Origin of the sequence: Silvania hatchlandensis (assembly GCF_025564065.1) — a bacterium.
Taxonomy (GTDB): domain Bacteria; phylum Pseudomonadota; class Gammaproteobacteria; order Enterobacterales; family Enterobacteriaceae; genus Enterobacter; species Enterobacter hatchlandensis.
Window position 1 is genome coordinate 105,154 of the sequence record NZ_JAMGZK010000052.1, and the last position, 23,009, is coordinate 128,162.

Sequence of the window (23,009 nt, forward strand, 5' to 3'; positions counted from 1 at the left end):
TGGTAGCCTGCACGGAACGCTCATTGCAGGATTTTTCGTCGCTATGTCAATTCAGAAAATCGCCCGGCTTGCGGGCGTCTCGGTGGCGACGGTATCGCGGGTGTTGAATAACAGCGATACCGTTAAAGCCAAAAACCGCGATCGTGTCTTGCAGGCCATCAAAGAGGCCAACTACCAGCCCAACCTGCTGGCCCGTCAGCTGCGCACGGCGCGCAGCTCCATGATTCTGGTGATGGTGTCCAATATTGCCAACCCGTTCTGCGCCGAAGTGGTGAAAGGCATTGAGGAGCAGGCGGAGAAAAACGGCTACCGTATCCTGCTGTGCAACTCCAGCTCGGACATCGAACGCTCCCGCTCCGGCCTGAGCCTGCTGTCCGGCAAAATGGTTGACGGCATTATCACCATGGATGCCTTCTCCCGCCTGAACGAACTGGCGGCGCTGATAGGCGATGCACCCTGGGTGCAGTGCGCCGAATACGCCGACGCCGGGGCAGTATCCTGCGTCGGTATCAACGATGTCGACGCTTCCCGGCATGTGGTCAGTCGCCTTGCCGACGCGGGCCGCCAGCGCATTGCGCTAATCAATCATGACCTGAGCTACAAGTACTCCCGCCTGCGCGAAGACGGCTATAAAAGCGTGTTACATCAGCGGGATTTTGCCTGGCAGGCGGTGGAGTACGCCAGCGATCTGAGCGCCGCAGCCGGGATGGCGGCAATGACCAGACTGCTGGCCGCCGAGCCGTGCCCGGATGCGGTATTTGCCGTGTCCGATATGCTGGCAGCCGGAGCCCTGCGTGCCATTGAACAAGCGGGTTTGCGGGTGCCGGAGGATATCGCCGTCGTGGGATTCGATGGCACTGAACTGGCCGGGCTGGTTTCGCCGCCGCTCAGCACCATTGAACAGCCGTCGCGGGATATTGGACGCAAGGCAGTGGATCTGCTGCTGAATAAAATCGATAACCCCGATGCGCCCACCGAACGGGTGATGATGAACTGGCGCTATATCGAACGCGCCAGCTCCTGACTTATTTCGCCAGCACGCCAGCCAGGGAGCGAATATCGTTCCCGGTTGGCGTCTGGTGGATACGCAGACCAAATTCATCGATCACAGCGAAAATATGGTCGAAGATATCGGCCTGAATACCTTCATATTCCGCCCAGATAACCGTATTGGTAAAGGCATATATTTCAATCGGTAAACCGTTGGCGTCCGGCGCAAGCTGGCGCACCATTAAGGTCATATCGTTGCGGATCCGCGGATGGTTGCGCAGATATTCATTCAGGTAGGCGCGGAAGGTGCCAATATTGGTCATTTTGCGCAGATTCAGTGCCGATCCACCTTCACTATTCTGCTGATTCCACAGGGTAATTTCTTCATGCCGCGCGGCCATATAGGGTTTTAACAGCCGGGCCTGAATCAACTGCTGCTGCTCATTGGCATCAAGAAAATGAATGCTGGTGGTGTCAATGTTCAGGCTGCGCTTAATGCGCCGCCCGCCGGAGGCTGACATTCCGCTCCAGTTGATAAAGGCGTCTGACACCAGCGCCCAGGTGGGAATGGTGGTGATGGTGTTATCAAAGTTACGCACCTTGACGGTGGTCAGGCCGATATCCGTCACCGTACCGTTGGCACCGTATTTGGGCATCTCCAGCCAGTCGCCGAGCTTGAGCATATCGTTGGCCGAGAGCTGGATCCCGGCCACCAGACCAAGGATCGGGTCTTTAAACACCAGCATCAGCACCGCGGCCATTGCCCCCAGGCCGCTAATCAGAATAGCGGGGGACTGACCAATCAGCAGGGAGATAATCAGAATCCCCGCCAGAATGGCGCTCACCAGCTTAATGCCCTGGAAAATGCCCTTCAGCGGCAGCTGCGAGGCGGTGGCCATTTTTTGCGACAGATTGAAAATCACGTCCAGCAGCGAGAAGAACGCCAGCAGGGCGTAAACCATCACCCACAGCCTGGCGCAGGTGGTGAGGATTTGCGCGGCGTCGCTGCCTTTTTGCAGCCACAATACCGCCTGAACGTTGACAATAATTCCCTGCAGGGTAAAGGCCAGACGGTGAAATAACTTATTCTGGGTAATGATTTGCAGCCACAAATGGCTGCTGGCCCGGGCGCGTTTTTCAAAAGCGCGCAGCACCATTTTGTGCAGAATAAAATGAATAACGATGGCGGTAAGAAAAATAATACCAAAGATAATCACAAGCGAGGTGGTGTGATTAATTTCAAGGCCTGACTCTTCTAACTGGGCAATTAATTCCTGCATAACGTCTCCTGTATTGATGCAGCCGCCATAATGGCGGCTGCGGATCTATTATGCAAATTCGCAAGAGCTTACTTTGCCGCGTGGCAGGGCTTCACCACCGACAGACAGAGACGATGGCGCATGCGCAGCGTGGCGAGCGCCAGCACGACCATCATCACCGTTTCCACCACCAGGAACAGCGAGATTGCCTGGGCATAATCCCCGTGATGGTTTTGCAGCGCATGCAGCAAAATGGCCCCAAAAATGGCCGGACCAAGGCCAAGCGCCGCCTGCTGGAGGGTGCTCAGAATCGCGCTGGCGGCACCGGCGTCGTCGGGCTGAATGTCGCGCATCCCGATGCGGTAAAAACTGTTCACGATCAGCGCCTGACCGTAGCCCACAAGCCCGGTGGCCGGGGCCAGCGTCAGGGCGGTGTTAGCGTTGCCCCAGACGCGGAAGGTGACAATCAGCGCCAGCAGGCCGGTTATCTGGATTGCCAGGCCCATCAGCAAAATGTTACTGGTGCTGTAGCGGGCAATCAGACGCGGGGCGAACCACGCCGAGATAAAGTAGGTCACCCCGAGGGCGATAAAGCTGTTGCCGGACTGCCACGGGGCCATGCCGAGACCGGTCTGCATGGTCAGCGCCATGCAGAACATAAACCCGGACCACACGCTGAAAAACAGCACCGCAATCAACACCCCAAAGCGGATGCTGCTGAGCTGCATTAAGCGCGGCGGGATCAGCGGGTGGGCGTTCTCACGCTCTTTCTTGCGCGCATTGGCGGCCATCAGCAAGGCCAGCGGAAGAATGGCGAGAAGCATCGCTTTCAGCGGCCACGACCAGTGCCACTGCGGGCCAAGCGCCATCGGGAACAGCAGGCAGCACAGGATCGCTGCAAGCCACGCAGTGCCCTGCCAGTCAATGCGCGACGGGAGCTCCCGGCGGGTTTCCGGCACGTAGCGAGGACTCAACGCCAGCACCAGCAGACAGATGGGGACGTTAATAAAGAAGGCGTTGCGCCAGCCGAGCCCGGCGATATCCGCCGACACCAGCCAGCCGCCGCCCATCTGTCCGACGATAAAGGCGATCCCGCCGATACCGCCAAACAGGCTGATGGCTTTGGCGTGAGCAGAGCCTTTGAGCGTCACGTGCAGGGTGGCGAGGATCTGCGGCATAATCAGCGCTGCACCCGCGCCCTGAACGATGCGCGCCGCCAGCAGTTGCTCAATATTGCCAGCCATCCCGCACAGCAGCGAGGCCAGGCCAAAACTCGCCACGCCCCACATAAAAAGCCGCCGACGGCCGAGGTTATCCCCGAGCTTGCTGCCGAGCGCCAGGCAGACGGCAAACGCCACGCCGTACAGGGCGACAATTAGCTCGAGTTCCGTGGCGGTGGCATGCAAAGATTGCGTGATAGATTCCAGCGCCACGTTGGTTATTGAGGTATCAATCAGCGGCAGCATCTGGCCGGTTAACAGCAACATCAGTCCGGCGCGACCCGGTGAAACAGCAGACGAATTCATGGTAACTCCATTGCGTCATTCAGCTAAGAGCCGTAGCATCGTCTATCTTATAAACGGGTACCAGTTCCTGCTTATACTGGTATTGGCACTACCCTGCTGGAGGGCTTATGTCGCAGATTATTGAACCCGCCCTGTCGTTACAGGAAGAGAATCGCCGGCAGCTGGGGGCGTTTTTGCGCGCCCGTCGGGAGAGTCTCGACCCGCAGCGCCTGGGCCTGCCGCGCAGCGGACGCCGCCGCACCCCTGGCCTGCGCCGGGAAGAGGTGGCGATGCTGGCTGACGTGGGTGTGACCTGGTACACCTGGCTGGAGCAGGGCCGGGACGTGAACCCGTCCAGCGTGGTAATGACGGCGGTGGCAAAAGCGCTGCAGTGTTCGCCGACCGAAGCCCGCCACCTGTTTGTGCTGGCCGGGTTACCGCCGGGCGAAGCACCGCAGGCGGCCTGCTGTGAAGGCATCAGCGAGGGCACGCGGCGTCTGCTGGATACCCTGATGCCGAAACCCGCCAGCATCCAGAAACCGAACTTCGACATCGTGGCGTGGAACGACAGCTTCGGCCATCTGATGGGGGTCGACTTCAATGACATCCCGCCGGAAGATCGCAACTGCATTTACCTCTTCCTCACCCATCCGGCGTGGCGAGCCCGGCTCGGCAAACGCGATGACGTACTCGCAATTTTTGTCTCTTATTTTCGCGCGGCGATGGCCGAACACCGGGGTGACCCGGCGTGGGAAGCTAAACTGGCGCGTTTCTTTGCCGTTTCGCCTGAGTTCGAAGCGCTATGGCACCAGCGTAACGACGTGCGCGGCGTGGAAAATCAGCTCAAGCTGTTCTCGCATCCGCAGCTCGGTGATTTTCAGCTCCAGCAGATGTACTGGTATTCCGCCCCGCGCAACGGTTCGCGCCTGCTGGTCTATCTGCCGGTGGATGACGCCGGAGAAAAAGCGCTGACATGGCTGGAGGAGCAGGCAAAATGAAGGTTACCCGCAAACAGGAACGCACGATCCGTCGCGCACTCGACGAATGGGAGCAGGAGGGGGCGCTGAGCGCCGCCGATGCGCAACGGCTCACCGGCACGCTTAAGCGCGTCGTCCTCGACTGGCAGCGCCTGAGCCGCTACGCCTTCTGGACGGCACTGGCCTGCGCCATGATTGCGCTGGGCAGTCTGTTCGCCGACAGCGAGCTGATGACGTGGATTATCGATCTCATTTCCTTCTCATCCTTCGCCCGTATCGGGCTGCCTGCGCTGCTGGCCGTCGGGTTTTACCTGTGGGGATTTCGCCGCCAGCGACAAGAAAGCCAGTGGCACTACAGCACCGAAGCCATTTTGTTTCTCGGGGTGCTGTTTACCGCTATTGCCCTGTGGCAGCTGGGGGAGCGACTGGATAACGGCAGCGGCCATATCGCGCCGCTGTTCCTGGCGGGCTGTGCGGTGTACGGGCTGGTGGGCTACTTTGGCCGTTCCGGGCTGGTATGGCTGTTCTTCCTGCTGTCGCTCGGCAGCTGGCTGGGTGCCGAAACGGGCTACATGTCCGGCTGGGGCGCCTACTGGTTGGGGATGAACTACCCGGTGCGCTTTATCTTCTTCGGCGGTGCGCTGCTGGCGCTGTGCTGGGGATTGCGAAGCATTCTGCACCGTCGGCATCTCTACACCACCAGTAAAGCGACGGGGCTCATGTACCTGTTTATCGCCCTGTGGATCATGTCGATTTTCGGCAATTACGATATCGATAGCTGGTACGGCACCACCCGCGCGGCCTTACTGCCGTGGGCGCTGCTGTTTGCCGTGGCGGCGGTAATCTGTATTTACATCAGCCTGAAAACCGACGACGGCATGCTGCGCGGTTTTGGCCTGACGTTTCTCGGCATCAACCTGTATACCCGCTACTTCGAATACTTCTGGGACGGCATGCACAAGGTGCTGTTCTTCCTGCTGCTGGCGGTATCGCTGGCGGTGATAGGACGCTATGCGGAGCGGATCTGGCATGCGGGAAATCCAGCGAAGTAAATTTTTTTGCGAGGGGGCTTCCGGGATCCGGAGTCCATTCTGTTAAGGGCTTTCAAAACGCGTAAGGTGAGGTTTAATTTAAACCAACCTGCTGAATCTACGTCATTTAGATGAGTAGTAAAGTGGACTATACTTACGCGATGAGAAACCACCCATGTCGCCACTGATGATTGATTCCGCAGATTTCAGCCAAAAACTCGGGCTTATCTCCCGAAATATCGAGCATACCGACGCTTTTCTGACGCGGGGCACGGTGGATTTTCATTTGCCGGGTTTTTTGCTGCCTGTGGGTTATCGCCTTCTGAAATCGCGTTATAGCGATGAATACCGTCTCGTAACCACTGATGGCGGTAAGCCTTACACGGCGTATGCCGTGAAGCTTAAGTTTCACAACGAAATTACCTTTCCCCGCGGGGCTGCTACACAGGTCATGGTCTGGCGTACGCCGCGTGCGGTTCATCAGCGCGTCATTAGCGGCTTACCACAATTATTCTTTCAATGGGTGCTGAGCGAATACGATATCGTCGTCTCTGACAGTGAACAAACCGGCGACGGACAGCGTTTTTGGCTGCGTATGATCGACTGGGCCTTCAGCATGAATTATAAGATAAGCGTGGCTGACGGCACGGTAGGGGAAGAGTGGCATTTAACGCCGGTGAATTCATATGATGAACTGGAAGCGCGCTGGATCGCGTTTGCCTGGGGAAACGATCGTGAAGTTCATTCACATAGAAGATTGGTTATCAGTAAAACGTAACGGGCCGCATGCAGCGGCCCGTTTTAATTAGCACTCAGTGACAACCGTACTTAACGGCAGGCGGGATTTTGGCAGTGCGGCGTTAAAATCTTCCACGCTGTGATGGCCAACCGGCACCACCACTACGCTGGTGAAGCCCTGTTCGGTCAGGCCGAACTCGGCGTCCAGCACCGCGGCGTCAAAGCCTTCGATCGGCACCGCGTCCAGACCCAGCGCGCCTACGCCCAGCAGGAAGTTACCGACGTTGAGGTACACCTGTTTTGCCATCCAGTGATGATCGTCTTGCAGAGCAACACGGTGCATGTCGGCAAAAAAAGTGCGGCCTTTGTGGTTCGCGGCTTTCGCTTCCGGGGTAGCAAAACGGCCGTCGGCCTCTTCCTGATCCACCACGCGTTCCAGCCAGGCGTCGTCCATTGCAGTTTTAGCGCAGAACACCACCACGTGGGACGCATCCAGCATTTTGCGTTCGTTAAACACAAATCCACCCGCCGCTGATTTGGCGACCCGCGCTTTGCCTGCTTCGGTGCTGGCAACGATAAAGTGCCACGGCTGTGAGTTGGTGCTGGACGGGCTGAACTGCAGCAGGGTTTTGATTTTTTCGGCCTGCTCGGCGGTCAGTTTTTTTGTTGGATCAAAGGCCTTAGTGGAGTGACGTTTTAAGGCAACCGAAATGATATCCATAACTACTCCTGGGGTTAAGTTCGCCCGGTAGGGCGCAAAAGGAAAAAGTAGACGTGCTTACCCGCCGGGGCGCATCTGCTTCTGGGTGCGTTTAGGCAGTTTATCCACCACCTGATTCCAGGAATCGTTCACCAGGTCGGCAATCAGCCCCGGGCTGATGTCGTCTCCGGCGTAGACTGAGATCCAGTGTTTTTTATTCAGGTGGTAGCCCGGCTCAATGCTGCGGTAAATCTGCTGGTTAAGCAGCGATTTTTGCGGATCGGATTTCAGGCTGACGTGCGGGCGACCGTGCGCCACGCCCATCAGCATAAAAATTTTGCCGCCGACTTTGAACACATCGTACTCCGGGCCAAACGGCCAGCAGTGCTCGGTAAAGGGCAGCTCCAGCGCCACGCGTTGGGCGCAGGCCAGCAAGGATTTACTGTCCATTGCCATCCTCGTCGGCGAGGGCGCGCCACATGGCTTCAAACCCCAGCGCTTTAAACTCGTCGGCGCGCGCCGGCTCGCGGGTGGCAAAAGACATTGTGGTCTCGGCCAGCGACAAGAACAGGGCGTCGCCAAACAGGCGGAATTCTTCGGACATAAACACCGGGCGGATCTGGCGACGGCAGAGCTCATGCAGCTCCGGGAACATCTCATGCACCGCCTGTTCGGTTTCGGCGTTGATCTTCTCACTTACCCCGAGCTGGCGAATGGCACCGTGGGCGACGGGATTGCGGATCCCCCAGTCAACGTAGCTGTTCCAGATATTGCGGGTATGTTCTTTCGGTTGGGTGAGGGCGCGATCCATATTCGCCAGCATGGTCTGGCACAGATCCTGTTTCAGGTGCAGATAGAGGGCATTAAGCAGATCGTCTTTGGTGGCAAAATAGCGAAACAGGGTGCCTTCAGCGACACCTGCGCTGCGGGCAATTAACGCGGTAGAAGCCGCAATGCCCGAGTGGGCAAAGGCGGCGGTTGCCGCGTCCAGCAACGCCAGTTTTTTATCTTCACTCTTCGGACGAGCCACTGCATTTCCTCCAGTAATGTTCAAAAACCTTGATTGAATCATGCCGTTTGCGCACCTGCAACGCGGAATGTCAAAGAATTAAAAGCTTCTTGACGACTTTCACATCCCTCCTATAATGAGTGCTTACTCACTCATAAGCAAGTTTTTGCCCGCGCAGGCCATCGGATGGGGCGCGAATTTGGGTCGGGATATGAAAAAGCGTTTCATTGTTTGCATGGTGGTAGTGATGATTATAGCGTCAGCGGCGAGTTTACCCTTTGTCCTGAATCCCGGATTCGGCCAGCCGCCACAGGGTGTGCAGTTGAGTGAGATTGAGACCTCGCCACAATATCGCGACGGTCAATTCCATAACGCGTTGCCGACGCCGGAATACACCGGCAGCAAGAGTCTGCTGGCGGCGTGGTGGGGCTTTTTGATGACCAAAACCCAGAATGCCCGGCCTGCCGCGCCGTTGCCGCTGGTGAAGACCGATCTCGCCAGCCTGCCGCTGGAGCAGGAGACGCTGGTCTGGCTGGGGCACTCGTCGTGGTATCTGCAGCTGGCAGGCAAACGCATCCTGATCGATCCGGTCTTCAGCAACTATGCCGCGCCATTCTCATTCCTGAATAAAGCCTTTGCCGGGGAGTATCCGTGGCGCGCAGAGACGATGCCCGATATCGATCTGCTGATTATCTCTCACGACCACTACGATCACCTCGATTACGCCACCATCAAGGCGTTAATGCCAAAAGTGAAGCGCGTCGTCACGCCGCTCGGGGTGGGATCGCACCTGCGCTACTGGGGAATGGATCCGACCCTCATTGAGGAGCGCGACTGGGATCAGTCGGTGCGCATCAGCGACGCCTTAACCGTACACGTGCTGCCCGCGCGCCATTTTTCCGGTCGTGGACTGAAACGCAACCAGACCCTGTGGGGCAGCTTTATGTTTGTTACCCCACAGAAAAAAGTGTTCTACAGCGGCGATTCTGGCTACGGCCCGCACTTTAGCGCCATTGGCGAGCAGTTCGGTCAGGTTGATCTGGCGATCATGGAGAACGGACAGTACGACATGGACTGGAAGTACATCCATATGCTGCCCGCCGAAACGGCGCAGGCGGCGGTGGATCTCAATGCGCAGTCCGTGGTACCCGGTCACTCCGGCCGCTTTGTGCTGGCCAAACACACCTGGAACGATCCGCTGATTCAGCTGACGCTGGCGAGCAAAGATAAAAACTATCGGTTGCTGACGCCTGAGCCCGGCGAGCCGATTCGGGTAGATGATGCAACGCAGCAATTTCGCACATGGTGGGAATAATGTTAAATCGAAGAGCAGAGGGGGAGAGCGATATGACAATTTCCGCTCAGGTTATCGACACCATCGTCGAGTGGATCGACGACAATCTCCATCAGCCGCTGCGGATCGACGAGATCGCCCGGCATGCGGGCTACTCCAAATGGCACCTGCAGCGGTTATTTATGCAATACAAGGGCGAGAGCCTGGGGCGCTACATTCGCGAGCGCAAGCTGCTGCTGGCGGCGCGGGATCTGCGTGAGTCAGATGAAAAGGTGTACGACATCTGCCTGCGCTACGGCTTTGATTCCCAGCAGACCTTTACCCGCATCTTTACCCGCACCTTTAACCAGCCGCCCGGCGCGTATCGCAAGGATAACCACAGCCGGGCGCACTGAGCGCATCAAACCCAAGCCGGGTAAGGACCCGGCATTTATGCCGAAATTGCCCGTTGGGGTCTACCAGCGATAGTTCACGGTCGCCGTTACCGTGCGGCCAATCCCGTAGAAGCACGCCGTATCGCTTGCGCATGATGCCACATACTTCGTATCCGCGACGTTATTCACGTTGAACTGCACGCTGGCGCCTTTCAGGCTGCGGTTCATCTCACCCAGATCGTAGCTCAGCATCGCATCGTACAGATCCACTGACGGTACTTTGAAGGTGTTCTTCGCGTCGCCGTAGCTGGTGCCGATGTAACGCATCCCCACGCCTGCGGTCAGGCTCTTCAGCGCGCCGCCCGGAAGGGTGTAGCTGGCGAAGGCAGACGCCATATGCGCCGGAATGCGCGCAGGCGTTTTGCCTTCGGTTCCCGCCACCGTGGTGCTCTCGGTTTTCGCATCGGTGTAAGTGTAAGAGCCAATCAGGTTGATGTTGTCCATCAGCGTGGAGTGGATCTCCGCCTCAACGCCTTTCGAGCGCACTTTGCCCGCGTTCTCGAACCAGCCTTCCGCGCTGTTATAAGTTGCCACGTTATCCTGGGTTAAATCATACAGCGCCAGAGTCATCAGCGTGGTATCGACCGGCTGATACTTCAGGCCAACTTCCGTCTGCTCGCCGATGGTCGGTTTAAACGGTCCTATGCCCGGTGCGCGGTTGGTTTGCAGATTCGGTTCAAACGAGGTGCTATAGCTGATGTACGGCGACAGACCCACGTCGAACGCGTACAGCAGGCCGGTACGCCAGGTGAACTTGCTGTCGTTCTGCTGGGTGACGCTGCTGTCGGTGAAGTCGCTGGTGCGCACTTCGCTCCAGTCATAGCGCCCGGAAACCAGCCATTCCCAGCTGTTCCAGCTCATCTGATCCTGCAGATACAGCCCCATCTGATCGAGATTTTGCTGTTCGTCCGTCGCGGTTCTGAAGGTGCTTTCATCCACGTTTATGCCGTAAACCGGATGCTGCCAGTCCAGGTCGTACTGCGAACCGCTCCCACGCGCCAGCAGCTGTTTATCTTTGCTGGTCTTGTAGTCGAATCCGCCGAGCAAGGTATGGCTGACGCCAGCGGTATCGACCAGATATTCCAGCTGGTTATCGAGACCAAACTCGTTGGTGGTGCGTTCTTCATGCTGGGCGCGGCGGGTCAGCACCGAGCTGTTGGCGGCGCTGGTGGCATAGACCAGATAACGATACTTCTGCTTGATGGCGGCGTAACGCGCGTTCTGGCGGAAGGTAAGGTTATCGGCGAACTGATGTTCCAGCTCGTAGCCGATCGTCGTTTGCTCGCGCCAGGATTGATCGTAATCCGGATCGCTGACGTTAAAGTCGCGCGGGATGTATTGACCGTCGACGCTCTTCACCGTGCCGTACACGGGAAGGAAGTTTCGGTAGCCCGCATCGGGATCTTTCTGGTAGCTGGTCAGCAGCGTAAAGCGGGTCTGATCGTTGGGATACCAGGTGATCGCTGGCGCAATCGCCATCCGCGTCTCTTTGTAGTCGTCCACCTGATTGTGCTGGGTGCGGGCGATACCGTTCACGCGATACAGTACGCGGCCGTCGTCGCTGAGCTTGCCGCCGAAATCAAACGCCCCTTCAGCGAGATCGTTATTGCCGGTGCGGAACTGAACGTTGTGGATGGACTCCGTGGTCGGGCGTTTGCTGGTCATGCTGATCAACCCACCCGGGTTCACCTGGCCAAACAGCACCGAAGCCGGGCCACGCACCAGCTCCACGCGTTCCAGCAGCCAGGGATCAACCGTGCCCGTCTGTGACGAGGCGGTGGCCCCGAAGCTTAATCCGTCGAGGAATTTCGGCACATAGCTAAAGCCACGGACAAACACCTCATCGTTACGGTTGGACGAGCCACGGTACTCGGTAAACACGCCCGCGGAGTAGCGCAGCGCCTGCGAAACCGACGTCACGTCCTGCATCTCCATCTGATCGCGGGTGATCACCGACACCGACTGTGGCGTCTTCACGATCTCCGCGCTGGTTTTGGTGGCAGAGAGGGTTCTGGTCGCCACAATTCCCTTAACGGGGGCGGTGGGTTCTTCACGTGTTCCCTGCGTCACGGTAATGGTTTCTTCTTTTACATCTGCCTGAGCCGCCACGCTAACCGTGGTCAGACTCAGAAGCCAGAGCTGCATTATCTTATTATTTTTAAACATTTTTATTTAACATCCTTGGTTGCTATCGCCATAAAACACCGGTAAATCCGCTTTGATGATATTGCAAATCATTACCATTTGCATTAGCGTTGGTAACAAATTTCGTCGGGGAACATGCGGTAATGAAGAGGGTATGGAGTGGGTTGTTGTTAGGGATTGGCACGCTGCCTGCCGTGGCGGCGACCTGTGAGCAGTCTTCCCTGCAGGGCGACGTGCGGGGGAAGTTTGATGCCAGCGGCGAAGTCTGTTTTGTGCTGCCTGAGCTCAGTGAAAATTATGTCTCTGCCACGCTGAACGGCGTGACAGATGCGCGCCTGCTGGATGAACAAAACCGCCGTATTCGCACCCTGATCGAGAAGGGGCCCGCCGACGGTGAACATACCCTGCTGTTTGCCCTACCGGTGAAGCAGAACAGCTCGCTGGTGCTGCACGGCGAAGCAGGTAAGCCCTGGCGTTTTCAGTGGCGGATGAAAGAGACCTCTGCGCTAGCGCGCGGACAAATGCTGGAGCCTGAAAGCCCGACGCTGCAGGTGCTGGCAAAAGCAATTTCTGCCGGTGGGAGTACCGATGCGTTCTGGCAGGCGCAGATTCGGCAGGGAACGCCGATGGTGGAGCCGGTTGACGCAAGCCACAAGCGCGTGACCTTTCTGTGGCGCGGCGCCCGAGATAACGTCTTTATCCTCGGCTCGCCGGCGGGCGACCACGATCCGCTGTTCCGTCTGGGCAACAGCGACGTCTGGTTTCGCAGCTACGTCGTGCCCGCCGATACGGTGATGCAGTACAAGCTCGCGCCGGATGTGCCGCTCATCGACGGCTCCTCGCGCGATCAGCGACGGGCGATCCTCGTAAGCGCGCAGGCCGATCCGCTCAATCCGGACACCTTTGGCGAACAGCAGACGGATCGCTGGAACCGCTATTCGCTGCTCGATCTCAGTCCGGCTCGCTATTGCTCCGTTCAGGCTACGACGCAACCACTCGTGCACGGCACGCTGAGCCGCCAGATGCTTAACAGCAGAATCCTCGGCAATTCACGCGAAGTGACGATCTATAAACCGCGTGGCGCACAGCCTGCACGCTGGACGTTAATTCTCTTTGATGGGCAGATTTATCAGGACGACTACCATTTTGCCAACGTGCTGGATGGGTTAATTGCCCGCCATCATCTCCCAGCGGTTAATGTGGTGTTTATCGATAGCCTCGATCACGCCCGACGCAGCAAGGAGTTACCGCCGAACCCGGATTTTGCCGACTTTATGGCCCATGAACTGCTGCCGTGGCTGCGTGAGCAAGGGATTGCGATACAGCGGCAGAAAACGGTGCTGGCGGGGTCAAGCTACGGGGGCATTGCCTCTTCATGGGTGGCGTTGCGCTACCCGCGACTGTTTGGCAACGTGCTGAGCCTTTCTGGCTCATACTGGTGGGCGCCGAAAGGTGAAGCACCAGGCTGGCTGACGCGTCAGTATCAGCAGTCGCCGCAGTATCCGGTACGCTTCTGGCTTCAGGCCGGGAGGTTTGAAACCACCGGGCCGGGGGGCGGAATCTATCGCACCACGCAGGATTTTGAACAGGTCTTACGGGAGAAAGGCTATCGCGTCAGCTTCCATCCGTGGTCCAGCGGCCACGACTACGCGGCCTGGTGTGAAGCACTGATCCACGGAATGCGCGATTTCACCGGCTTACGACGCCCGTGAAAACCAGCGGCGCCAGATGAAGCGGGCAACAAAGTATTCGATGGTGCCGAGCAGTAAAAACCACAGGCAGAACAGAATGGTGTAGAGCTGGTTCAGATCCATCAGATGGAAGGTGCTCATCAGCTTTTGCGCCACCACCAGTCCCAGCGATGGGGCGGGCAGCAGCAGGACGGAGAGAAAGGCCATCAGCAAAATGCCGCCTGCGGTTAACAGCGATTCTAACGGGTGTCTCATAGGGATGTTGATTGTCGGTTAAAAACCGCATTGTCCGGGATATGACGGCGTAAAGCAATGTGGGCCTCAGGGCGCCGAGGCCCACAGCTCGCAGTGGCGCTCCACCAGGGTGATGAGCGAACCGCCGTCGGCGAGGAAATCACGCATCTTTTGCGCCTCACTCTTATCCTGCTTCAACCTTAATGTGATGGCCTCAATGGCACTCCCGGCACCCAGCTTGCGGGCAGACGGCGCGACGCGTTCAAGCAGCCAGGCGACATCCTCCGCGATGGTTTTCTGCTCACCGGTGTGCACATCGGTGAGTACTCCCGCCATACCGTAGCGGCACGCCTGAAAACGGTTAAAGCGATACAGCAGAAAATCCTGCTCCTGATGCTTATAAGGCCGGGTGGTCAGCAGCCAGTGCGCGGTGGCCTGAATCAGCCCGGCGATATTAATGGCGTGCGCCAGTGTAAGTGGCGTATCCATCACCCGCACCTCGACGGTGCCAAAGTGTGGGCTGGGACGAATATCCCAGTGCAGATCTTTAATGCTGTCGATCATGCTGGTCTGGGTAAGGCGACGGAACAGCCCTTCAAACTCCTGCCAGGTATTGACCCACGGCATCTGCCCGTTGTCCGGGAACCCGGAGAAAATATTGAGCCGCGAAGAGGAGAATTGGGTGTCGGTGCCCTGCATATAGGGCGATGACGCTGCCAGGGCGATAAAATGCGGCACAAAGCGTGACAGGCCGTGCACCAGGTAAATCGCCTCATCCCCGCTCCGGCAGCCGACATGGACATGCTGGCCGAAGACCGTTGCCTGTAGGATCAGATAGCCAAAGCGCTCCAGCGTAACGTTATAGCGCTCATCGTTGCATACCTCCTGACGTTGCCATGTCTGGAAGGGATGCGTACCGCCACCGCAAATCTGGATGTGTTGCTGCGCGGCTGCGCGCAGGATGCTCTGCTGCATCGTCGAGAATTGCGCTGCAGCCTGGTCGATGTTCTGGCACACCCCGGTGGCGATTTCGAGCATGCTTTCGGTAATATCGTGCTTCACTTCACCGGCTTTGATGTCGTTCTGGACGGCAGCAATAAGCGCAGAAGAGTCCTGGCTGAGATCGTATCCGGGTGGATTCACCACCTGCAGTTCCAGCTCAATGCCAAGAGTAAACGGGTCGGATACGTGAAAGTCGGGTAAGGGCATGGCGCGCTCCGTTGTCGGCAATGCTTTGAGTATAGACAACGGCATTCAGAACTCGCGTGGGGTGAAATTATTGTCCAGACTTAAGCCAAAGACATGGTCTGCGCAGGCATTGTGCATTACACTGCGCGCTGCAAAAATTGCGTTGATAAATGATTAATTAGGCGGTAATGGCGATGAACGGAACGATCACAACCTGGTTTGAAGACAAGGGTTTTGGATTTATCAAAGATGAAAACGGTGATAACCGTTATTTTCATGTGATTAAGGTCGCCAACCCTGAGCTGATTAAGAAAGACGCGGCGGTAACGTTCGAACCGACAACCAATAATAAAGGCTTGTCCGCGTTTGCGGTGAAAGTGGTCCCGGATAGCAAATACATCTTCCTCGACGGTGAGCGCCATAAAATCACCGCCATCAAGTCTTACCTGGTTTACAGCGAAGAAGAGCCTGTCGACAGCCAGATCGATAAAGAAAAAGGCGTGCTGTCGGTGAAGAGCCTGATGGGCAATATCACCCCGAAAGCCACCGCTAACACGGGCGAAATGCGGACCGTGAAAAAACTGGCTATCACCACCTTCCAGGGGAAAACCTTTATCTTCTCAGAAGATGAAATTGACCTGGACGCTACCGTGAAAATGCTTAAAAACCTGAAGTAGTCTTTACAAGGCCGGGTGGCATCTCTGCCTTACCCGGCCAAAAATCCTACCCCATCCTGTGCTCGCCATTTTGCATGGCTTCCCGGTCAAACATCCGCTGAATCACCCCATTCGCCATAAACGCCGCCCGATCGGACATATGTGCAACCACATCCGCGTCGTGGCTGACCAGCAGATAAGTCATCCCGTGCTGTTGCTTCAGGCGGTTTAGCAGGTTGAGGATCTCCGCCTGCACCGACATATCCAGCGCGGAGGTGGGCTCATCCAGCAGCAGCAGGCGCGGACGCAGCAGCAGGGCGCGGGCAATGGCCACGCGCTGGCGCTGCCCGCCGTTCAGCCCGGCCACAGTGCTTGATTTGCCGTCGTTCCACGCGAAGGTGCTGGCGTTGGAGTGGGCATCGAAGTCGTCCGGGATCCACAGGCGAATAGCGGCCTGGTACTGTTTGGCACGCACGCGGGCGTAGACCTGGCTACCGGCGGCCGACAGCGCGGCCAGCATCAGTAACGGAAGTCATTTTTTAGTCATAGATTCCCTGAATATTTGTTTTTGATTGTTTTCTGGTGGGTTACGTTAGGGGGGCGGGAAACATTAAGGAAAGTCTAAATTCTGCTTAGCTTATTACGTCAGTGCATAAAGAAAAATTTATGGTTATTAGCCGGGTCATATCATTAAGAAAAGGGGTAGCAACATGCCGGAAATCAATCGCTGGGGGCAGACCGTTAACGACCCGGTTCCCGACTGGCAGGGGGCCAGAGTATTAGAACGTGGGGTACTGGAAGGGCATTTTTGTCGTCTGGAGCCGCTGGACGCCGACCGGCATGCCGGGGATCTGTTCGCGGCCTACGCGCTGGGCGATGACAGCGACTGGACCTGGCTTGCCAGCTGTCAGCCCGCAAGCGTGGCGGACACTGCCGCCTGGGTCGAAGGGAAAGTGAAGGATCGGGGATTGGTGCCCTTTGCGGTGATAGATCGGCAGAGCGGGCAGGCGGTCGGTCTGGTCAGCTATATGGCGATTGAGCAGCAGCTGGGTTCGGTGGAGATTGGCCATGTCACCTGGTCGCGAAAAATGAAAAATACCCCGCTCGGGACCGAGTCGGTCTGGCTATTGCTGAAATACGGTTTTGAACGGGGCTATCGCCGTCTGGAATGGAAGTGCGATTCCATGAATATTGCCTCGCGTCGGGCTGCACAGCGGCTGGGCTTTAGCTGGGAAGGGCGTCTGCGACAGAAGCTGGTGCGCAAAGGGCGCAATCGCGACAGCGACATGCTGTCGATTATCAATAGCGAATGGCCAGACAGGGATGCCGCGCTGCGCGGGTGGCTGGCAGCGGAGAATTTTGACCGCGACGGACGGCAAATTAAGCGCCTTGAGGCGTTTCGTCAGGCGTGATCGGCACGGACTAAAGTGAACGGCACCACCACCGGAGCCGCATGCTCCCCCTCACCCCAGCCCTCTCCCTGAATGGAGAGGGCGCCGACCGTGCGAATATTTTGTATGACCGTTTATTTTTCGTCATAACTTATTATTCTGATGGCGGATAGTAATATCGGTATTTCCAATATTACTCTGCACTGAAATAACGCTTTGATGTTCATAAAGAGTGCGATAAATAAATGCACACGACATATTTGAATTTATATATTAGTTAAATCAGCAAGTTAACTATCTGGCATGCGTATTGCTAAATGAATTCCATCTTGTATACCAGCAGGAATTCAACAATGACGTTAATGACCGGAAAAACAGTGGCGGCATGGCAGCAGCACATTAAGCAGAATAGCGATGACGTTTTTGCCCTCTTAAAAGATCATCTTGCTGCACTGTCGACTGATGATAACGCCTGGATTGCGATTGCCAGTCCGGCGCAGCTGCAGGCGCAAATAGACGCGGTTCTGCCCCTGTATCGCAGTAACCCCGACGCGTTGCCCTTATTCGGTATTCCTTTTGCGGTCAAAGACAATGTCGATGTGGCAGGCTGGCCGACCACCGCCGCCTGTCCGGCATTTGAATTTGTGGCTGAGGAAGATGCCACCGCCGTGGCCCGCCTGAAGGCGGCGGGTGCGATCCTGATCGGTAAAACCAATCTTGACCAGTTTGCTACCGGGCTTGTCGGGACGCGTTCCCCTTACGGTGCGGTGCCCAACACTTTTAACCCGGATTACGTCAGCGGCGGGTCCAGCTCGGGGTCGGCATCCGTGGTGGCCCGTGGTCTGGTGCCCTTTGCCTTTGGCACCGACACGGCCGGGTCGGGCCGCGTGCCTGCCGGGTTTAACAACATTGTTGGCCTCAAGCCCACCAAGGGCTGGCTCCCGGCAACCGGGGTGCTGCCTGCCTGTCGTCTGAATGACACGCTGTCGGTGTTTGCCCTGACGGTTGAAGATGCGTTTTATATTGCCTCCCTGGCGGGCGGCACAGACAACGCTGACGCTTACTCCCGCACCCATCCAGCGACCGCCCCTGCGGCGATGTCGGCTGCGCCGCTACTGGCGATCCCGGCTGAGTTACGCTTCTTTGATGATGCGCAGGCCCAAAATGCCTGGGAGCGCGCGCTGGACGCCCTGCGAGCCAGTGGCGCAACCCTCAAACCGATTGATTTCTCGGCGTTTTATCAGCTGGCCGAGCAGCTGTATCAGGGGCCGTGGGTCGCTGAGCGGACCGCTGCCGTCGGCGAGATGCTTGATCACCCGGAACAGATGGATCCCACCGTCCACGCCATTATCTCTGCCGGGCTGAACTACAGCGCGGTGGACGCGTTCAACGCCGAATATCTGCGCGCTGAGTTGGCGCAAAAAATCCAGCATGCCTTACGCGATGTGGATGCGCTGGTGGTGCCCACGTCACCCACCATTCATACCCTGCAAGAGATGCAGCAGGAGCCTGTCCGCTACAACTCGCATTTTGGCACCTACACCAACTTCACCAACCTGGCCGACCTCAGCGCCCTGGCGTTGCCCGCCCCGTTCAGGGCAGACGGGCTGCCTGCGGGCATCACCCTGCTTGCCCCGGCATGGCATGACCGGGCGCTGGCAGATTTTGGCCTGCGCTGGCAGCGGCAGCTGGCGTTACCGCTGGGTGCCACCGGGCAGCCCTTCGACGCGGCAGGGGCCACGCTTCCGGTCTCTTCTCACCACGTGCGGGTGGCGGTGGTTGGGGCGCACCTGCGCGGAATGCCGCTTAACGCCCAGCTCACCACCCGCCAGGCAGTGTTTGTCGAGGCCACCGAAACCGCCCCCTATTACCGCCTGTATGCGCTGGCTAACACCCAGCCCGCCAAACCGGGTATTGCCCGGGATGCTTCGGGCGCGGCCATTCAGGTGGAGCTGTGGGATATCCCGCTGGCGCGGTTTGGGGAGTTTGTTGCGGAAATTCCTGCCCCGCTGGGTATCGGCTCGCTGGAGCTCGGCGACGGGCGCTGGGTGAAGGGGTTTATCTGTGAACCGGCGGCGCTGCACGATGCCACCGACATTACTGAATTCAAAGGCTGGCGTCACTGGGTTGCCCGCCAGGAGACGCGCCATGTTTAATACCGTACTGATAGCCAACCGGGGTGAAATAGCCTGTCGCGCGATGCGCACGCTGAAACGTCTGGGGATCGCCAGCGTGGCGGTCTATTCCGATGCGGATAAAAATGCCGAGCACGTCAGACAGGCCGATATCGCCATCCCGCTGGGGGGCGAGAAGGCCAGCGACAGCTATCTCAGGATCGACAAGATTATTGCCGCGGCCCGGCAAACTGGCGCCCAGGCCATCTGGCCGGGCTACGGTTTTCTCTCCGAAAGCCTGCCCTTTGCCGACGCCTGTCAGCAGGCCGGGATCGTCTTTATTGGCCCCACGGCGCAGCAGATTGGTGAGTTCGGCCTCAAACACCGCGCCCGCGAGCTGGCCGCACTGGCGGGCGTGCCGATGACGCCGGGAACCGGGCTGCTGAACTCGCTGGAAGAGGCGCTGGCCTCTGCAGAGTTTATTGGCTACCCGGTGATGCTGAAAAGTACCGCGGGCGGCGGTGGGATCGGCCTGACGCGCTGCGCCGATGCCGACGCTCTGGGGCAGGCGTGGGAGAGCGTGCGTCGGCTGGGGGAGCAGTTTTTCAGCGATGCAGGGGTGTTTGTCGAGCGCTGCGTTGACCGGGCGCGTCATATAGAAGTGCAGATTTTTGGCGACGGGAAAGGCAACGTGGTGGCGCTCGGTGAACGCGACTGTTCCCTGCAGCGCCGCAACCAGAAAGTCGTGGAAGAGACTCCGGCACCCAACCTGCCCGCCAGCACCCGTGCGGCGCTGCTGGCGGCCGCGGTGCAGCTCGGTAAGCAGGTGAATTACCGCAGCGCCGGGACGGTGGAGTTTATCTATGATGCCGCGCTGGATGCTTTTTACTTCCTCGAAGTGAACACCCGCCTGCAGGTTGAGCATCCGGTAACCGAATGCGTCACCGGGCTGGATCTGGTGGAGTGTATGCTGCGCGTGGCGGCTGAAGAATCTATCGACTGGGCACGGCTGAAGCAGGCCCCGCAGGGGGCCGCCATGGAAGTACGCATTTACGCGGAAAACCCGCTGAAAAACTTCCAGCCCAGCCCTGGCGTGTTAACCGAAGTGCTCTTTCCAGAGGACGTGCGCATCGACACCGGGGTGACCACCGGCAGCGAGGTCAGCGCTTTTTACGATCCGATGATTGCCAAACTGATTGTGCATGCCCCAACCCGCGAAGCGGCGCTGGAAAAACTGCACACCGCGCTGAACGCCACGCGCCTGCACGGCATCACCACCAATCTGGACTATCTGCGTCAGATTACCGCCAGCGAGGCCTTCCGCACCGGCAGCGTCTGGACGCGAATGCTCGACAGTGTGATCGCAACCTCAGCAGTGATTGAAGTGATCCAGCCCGGCACCTGGAGCAGCGTCCAGGATTATCCTGGGCGTCTGGGCTACTGGGATATCGGCGTCCCGCCTTCCGGCCCGATGGATGATTTTGCCTTCCGCCTGGCCAACCGCATCGTCGGCAACCATGAATCCGCAGCCGGGCTGGAGTTCACCCTGCAGGGGCCGGTGCTGCAATTCCACACTGCGGCGCTGATTGCCCTGACCGGGGCCGATTGCCATGCGTTGCTGGACGGTGAGCCGGTGCCGCTGTGGCAGCCGGTGTCGGTGGCGGCCGGTCAGACCCTGACGTTAGGGCGCGCCCGAAGCGGCTGTCGCGGCTACCTTGCCGTGCGCAATGGCCTGGATGTGCCGCAATACCTCGGCAGTCGTTCGACCTTTGCGCTGGGCCAGTTTGGCGGCCACGCCGGACGCACGCTGCGGGTGGCGGACCTGCTGCCCGTCTCGAATCCGTTGCTTGCTGCCTGCACCACCCCTGCACCGGTGAGTGAACCCAAAGCCCTCTCAGGGTCACTGATCCCCACCTACGACGATATCTGGCGCATTGGCGTGCTGTACGGCCCCCACGGTGCACCGGACTTCTTTACTCAGGAGGCGATTGATACCTTTTTTGCCAGCGACTGGCAGGTGCATTACAACTCCAACCGCCTCGGCGTGCGTCTGGTAGGGCCAAAACCGAGCTGGACCCGGCCGAACGGCGGGGAAGCGGGGCTGCACCCGTCCAACGTCCATGACTGCGAATACGCGATGGGTGCCATTAACTTTACCGGCGATTTCCCGGTGATCCTCACCCAGGATGGCCCAAGCCTGGGCGGGTTTGTCTGCCCGGTGACCATTGCCAAAGCCGAGCTGTGGAAAGTGGGCCAGGTCAAACCCGGGGATCGGATCCGCTTTTACCCGATCAGCGTGGAAGATGCGGTGGCGCGCGAAAAAGCCCAGCAGCGCAGCATTGAAACCCTGCACAGCGCGGCGCTGGCGACCTTTGCTGTGCCTTCACTGGCCGACCGGGAGGGCGTTTCTGCCGCTGCGCTGGTCGCGTTACCCGCCACGCTCGCCACGCCCGCCATTGTCTACCGTCAGGCGGGGGACAACTACATCCTGATTGAGTACGGCGATAACGTGCTGGATCTGGCCTTGCGCCTGCGCGTCCACCTGCTGATGGAGCACCTGCGCACCCTGGCGCATCCTGGGATCAAAGAGCTTTCGCCGGGGGTGCGTTCTCTGCAGATCCGCTACGACAGCCTCGCCCTCAGCCAGCAGGCGCTGGTGGCGCTGCTGCTGGAGCTGGAATCACTGATTGGCGATGTCAGCCAGCTGAAAGTCCCGTCCCGTATCGTCCACCTGCCGATGGCGTTCGAAGACAGCGCCACGCTGGATGCCGTTAGCCGCTATACCGACACCGTGCGGGCGAGTGCGCCGTGGTTGCCCAATAACGTGGATTTTATTCAGCGCATCAACGGTCTGCCGAACCGCGAGGCGGTCAAAGAGACGATTTTTGACGCCAGCTACTTAATTCTTGGCCTCGGTGATGTTTATCTCGGCGCGCCCTGCGCAGTACCGATTGACCCGCGCCATCGTCTGCTCAGTTCCAAATACAACCCGGCGCGCACCTTTACCGCCGAGGGCACAGTGGGCATCGGCGGGATGTACATGTGTATTTATGGCATGGACTCCCCGGGCGGGTACCAGCTGGTGGGGCGCACCTTACCCATCTGGAACAAATTCCTTAAAAACGAACAGTTCAGCGCGGGAGAACCCTGGCTGCTGCACTTCTTTGACCAGGTGCGTTTCTACCCGGTCAGCGAAGAGGAACTGATTCAGCTGCGGGACGATTTCCGCGAAGGGCGCGCCACGGTGCGCATCGAGGAGACGGTGTTCGACTTCCCGGCGCATCTGCAGTTCCTGCAGGACCATGCAGAGGACATTGCCCGTTTCCGTCAGCATCAGTCCACCGCGTTTGAGGCCGAAGTGGAACGCTGGCAGCTCGATGACCAGCAGGCAGCGATCGACATTCCCCTCCCGCCTGCGGAGGAGGTTATCGACGAAGCGGCCCTGCCGGTGACCGCCGACATGAACGGCAATATCTGGAAAGTGCTGGTGGAACCCGGTACCAGGGTTGAAGCCGGTCAGACGCTGATCATCGTCGAAGCGATGAAAATGGAGCTGGCGATTACCGCACCCCAGGCAGGGGTGGTGAAACGCATCGGCTGTCAGCCCGGACGTCCGGTAAGCCCCGGCGACACCCTGCTGTGGCTGGAATAAG

The 23,009-nt window shown here is 58.4% G+C and carries 20 protein-coding genes; 11 read left to right on the forward strand and 9 right to left on the reverse strand.

Annotation, left to right across the window (positions count from 1 at the left end; translation table 11 throughout):
• Positions 1-43: 43 nt before the first annotated feature.
• Positions 44-1,024: a LacI family DNA-binding transcriptional regulator gene (locus M8014_RS16225; RefSeq protein WP_271283426.1), complete on the forward strand. Its 981-nt coding sequence runs from the start codon at positions 44-46 to the stop codon at positions 1,022-1,024.
• Position 1,025: 1 nt separating this feature from the next.
• Here M8014_RS16225 and M8014_RS16230 read toward each other — a convergent pair whose 3' ends face one another.
• Both M8014_RS16230 and M8014_RS16235 read right to left on the reverse strand, forming a co-directional pair.
• On the reverse strand, positions 1,026-2,270 hold the full coding sequence (locus M8014_RS16230; RefSeq protein ID WP_271283427.1) for a mechanosensitive ion channel family protein: 1,245 nt from the start codon (positions 2,268-2,270) through the stop codon (positions 1,026-1,028).
• A 68-nt stretch (positions 2,271-2,338) separates the two neighbouring features.
• Positions 2,339-3,775 carry an MFS transporter gene (locus tag M8014_RS16235; protein ID WP_271283428.1) on the reverse strand — a complete coding sequence of 479 codons (1,437 nt, stop codon included), beginning with the start codon at positions 3,773-3,775 and terminating at the stop codon, positions 2,339-2,341.
• 107 nt (positions 3,776-3,882) lie between these two features.
• Between M8014_RS16235 and M8014_RS16240 the strand changes: the two genes are divergently transcribed.
• The 3 genes from M8014_RS16240 to M8014_RS16250 all read left to right on the forward strand — a co-directional run bounded on the left by M8014_RS16240 (position 3,883) and on the right by M8014_RS16250 (position 6,540).
• On the forward strand, positions 3,883-4,752 hold the full coding sequence (locus M8014_RS16240) for a helix-turn-helix transcriptional regulator (protein WP_271283429.1): 870 nt from the start codon (positions 3,883-3,885) through the stop codon (positions 4,750-4,752).
• The gene (locus M8014_RS16245; protein WP_271283430.1) at positions 4,749-5,783 is read left to right on the forward strand and encodes a DUF2157 domain-containing protein; all 1,035 of its coding nucleotides are present in this window, start codon (positions 4,749-4,751) and stop codon (positions 5,781-5,783) included. Before M8014_RS16240 ends, M8014_RS16245 begins: the two co-directional genes overlap by 4 nt.
• Positions 5,784-5,937: 154 nt before the next feature.
• Entirely contained in the window at positions 5,938-6,540 is a 603-nt protein-coding gene (locus M8014_RS16250; RefSeq protein ID WP_271283431.1) for a hypothetical protein, read from the forward strand.
• Positions 6,541-6,567: 27 nt separating this feature from the next.
• Here the strand turns inward: M8014_RS16250 and nfsB are convergent, their stop codons facing one another.
• The 3 genes from nfsB to M8014_RS16265 are packed head-to-tail and all read right to left on the reverse strand — an operon-like array spanning position 6,568 to position 8,230.
• Positions 6,568-7,221, reverse strand: a complete 654-nt coding sequence (nfsB, locus tag M8014_RS16255) for an oxygen-insensitive NAD(P)H nitroreductase (protein ID WP_271283432.1) — start codon at positions 7,219-7,221, stop codon at positions 6,568-6,570.
• A 57-nt stretch (positions 7,222-7,278) separates the two neighbouring features.
• Positions 7,279-7,650, reverse strand: coding sequence for an MmcQ/YjbR family DNA-binding protein (locus M8014_RS16260; protein ID WP_271283433.1), 372 nt, complete (start codon positions 7,648-7,650; stop codon positions 7,279-7,281).
• Complete coding sequence (locus tag M8014_RS16265; RefSeq protein ID WP_271283434.1) at positions 7,640-8,230, reverse strand: TetR family transcriptional regulator; 591 nt, start codon at positions 8,228-8,230, stop codon at positions 7,640-7,642. The genes M8014_RS16260 and M8014_RS16265 overlap by 11 nt, the downstream gene beginning before the upstream one ends.
• Before the next feature lie 190 nt (positions 8,231-8,420).
• On the opposite strand from M8014_RS16265, the gene M8014_RS16270 reads away from it, so the two are divergent.
• Positions 8,421-9,524, forward strand: coding sequence for an MBL fold metallo-hydrolase (locus M8014_RS16270; protein ID WP_271283435.1), 1,104 nt, complete (start codon positions 8,421-8,423; stop codon positions 9,522-9,524).
• Positions 9,525-9,556: 32 nt separating this feature from the next.
• Positions 9,557-9,898 carry a RamA family antibiotic efflux transcriptional regulator gene (locus M8014_RS16275; protein WP_271267834.1) on the forward strand — a complete coding sequence of 114 codons (342 nt, stop codon included), beginning with the start codon at positions 9,557-9,559 and terminating at the stop codon, positions 9,896-9,898.
• Between the two features lie 60 nt (positions 9,899-9,958).
• Here M8014_RS16275 and M8014_RS16280 read toward each other — a convergent pair whose 3' ends face one another.
• Entirely contained in the window at positions 9,959-12,103 is a 2,145-nt protein-coding gene (locus M8014_RS16280; protein WP_271283436.1) for a TonB-dependent siderophore receptor, read from the reverse strand.
• Positions 12,104-12,225: 122 nt separating this feature from the next.
• On the opposite strand from M8014_RS16280, the gene M8014_RS16285 reads away from it, so the two are divergent.
• Positions 12,226-13,794: an alpha/beta hydrolase-fold protein gene (locus M8014_RS16285; protein ID WP_271283437.1), complete on the forward strand. Its 1,569-nt coding sequence runs from the start codon at positions 12,226-12,228 to the stop codon at positions 13,792-13,794.
• On the opposite strand, the gene M8014_RS16290 is transcribed toward M8014_RS16285, so the two are convergent.
• Both M8014_RS16290 and M8014_RS16295 read right to left on the reverse strand, forming a co-directional pair.
• A complete protein-coding gene (locus tag M8014_RS16290; protein WP_271283438.1) occupies positions 13,780-14,028 on the reverse strand; it encodes a DUF1158 domain-containing protein in 249 nt (82 codons plus the stop codon). The genes M8014_RS16285 and M8014_RS16290 overlap by 15 nt on opposite strands.
• A gap of 66 nt (positions 14,029-14,094) precedes the next feature.
• The gene (locus M8014_RS16295) at positions 14,095-15,216 is read right to left on the reverse strand and encodes a YbdK family carboxylate-amine ligase (protein WP_271283439.1); all 1,122 of its coding nucleotides are present in this window, start codon (positions 15,214-15,216) and stop codon (positions 14,095-14,097) included.
• Between the two features lie 167 nt (positions 15,217-15,383).
• On the opposite strand from M8014_RS16295, the gene M8014_RS16300 reads away from it, so the two are divergent.
• Complete coding sequence (locus M8014_RS16300; protein ID WP_271283440.1) at positions 15,384-15,872, forward strand: cold-shock protein; 489 nt, start codon at positions 15,384-15,386, stop codon at positions 15,870-15,872.
• 46 nt (positions 15,873-15,918) lie between these two features.
• On the opposite strand, the gene M8014_RS16305 is transcribed toward M8014_RS16300, so the two are convergent.
• On the reverse strand, positions 15,919-16,371 hold the full coding sequence (locus tag M8014_RS16305) for an ATP-binding cassette domain-containing protein (protein WP_271283441.1): 453 nt from the start codon (positions 16,369-16,371) through the stop codon (positions 15,919-15,921).
• A 190-nt stretch (positions 16,372-16,561) separates the two neighbouring features.
• Between M8014_RS16305 and M8014_RS16310 the strand changes: the two genes are divergently transcribed.
• From M8014_RS16310 to uca, 3 genes are all read left to right on the forward strand, one after another.
• Positions 16,562-17,263 carry a GNAT family N-acetyltransferase gene (locus M8014_RS16310; protein ID WP_271283442.1) on the forward strand — a complete coding sequence of 234 codons (702 nt, stop codon included), beginning with the start codon at positions 16,562-16,564 and terminating at the stop codon, positions 17,261-17,263.
• A 332-nt stretch (positions 17,264-17,595) separates the two neighbouring features.
• Entirely contained in the window at positions 17,596-19,398 is a 1,803-nt protein-coding gene (atzF, locus tag M8014_RS16315; protein ID WP_271283443.1) for an allophanate hydrolase, read from the forward strand.
• Positions 19,391-23,008 (forward strand): urea carboxylase, encoded by a 3,618-nt coding sequence (gene uca / locus M8014_RS16320; RefSeq protein ID WP_271283444.1) that lies wholly within the window; start codon positions 19,391-19,393, stop codon positions 23,006-23,008. The genes atzF and uca overlap by 8 nt, the downstream gene beginning before the upstream one ends.
• Position 23,009 lies beyond the last annotated feature (1 nt).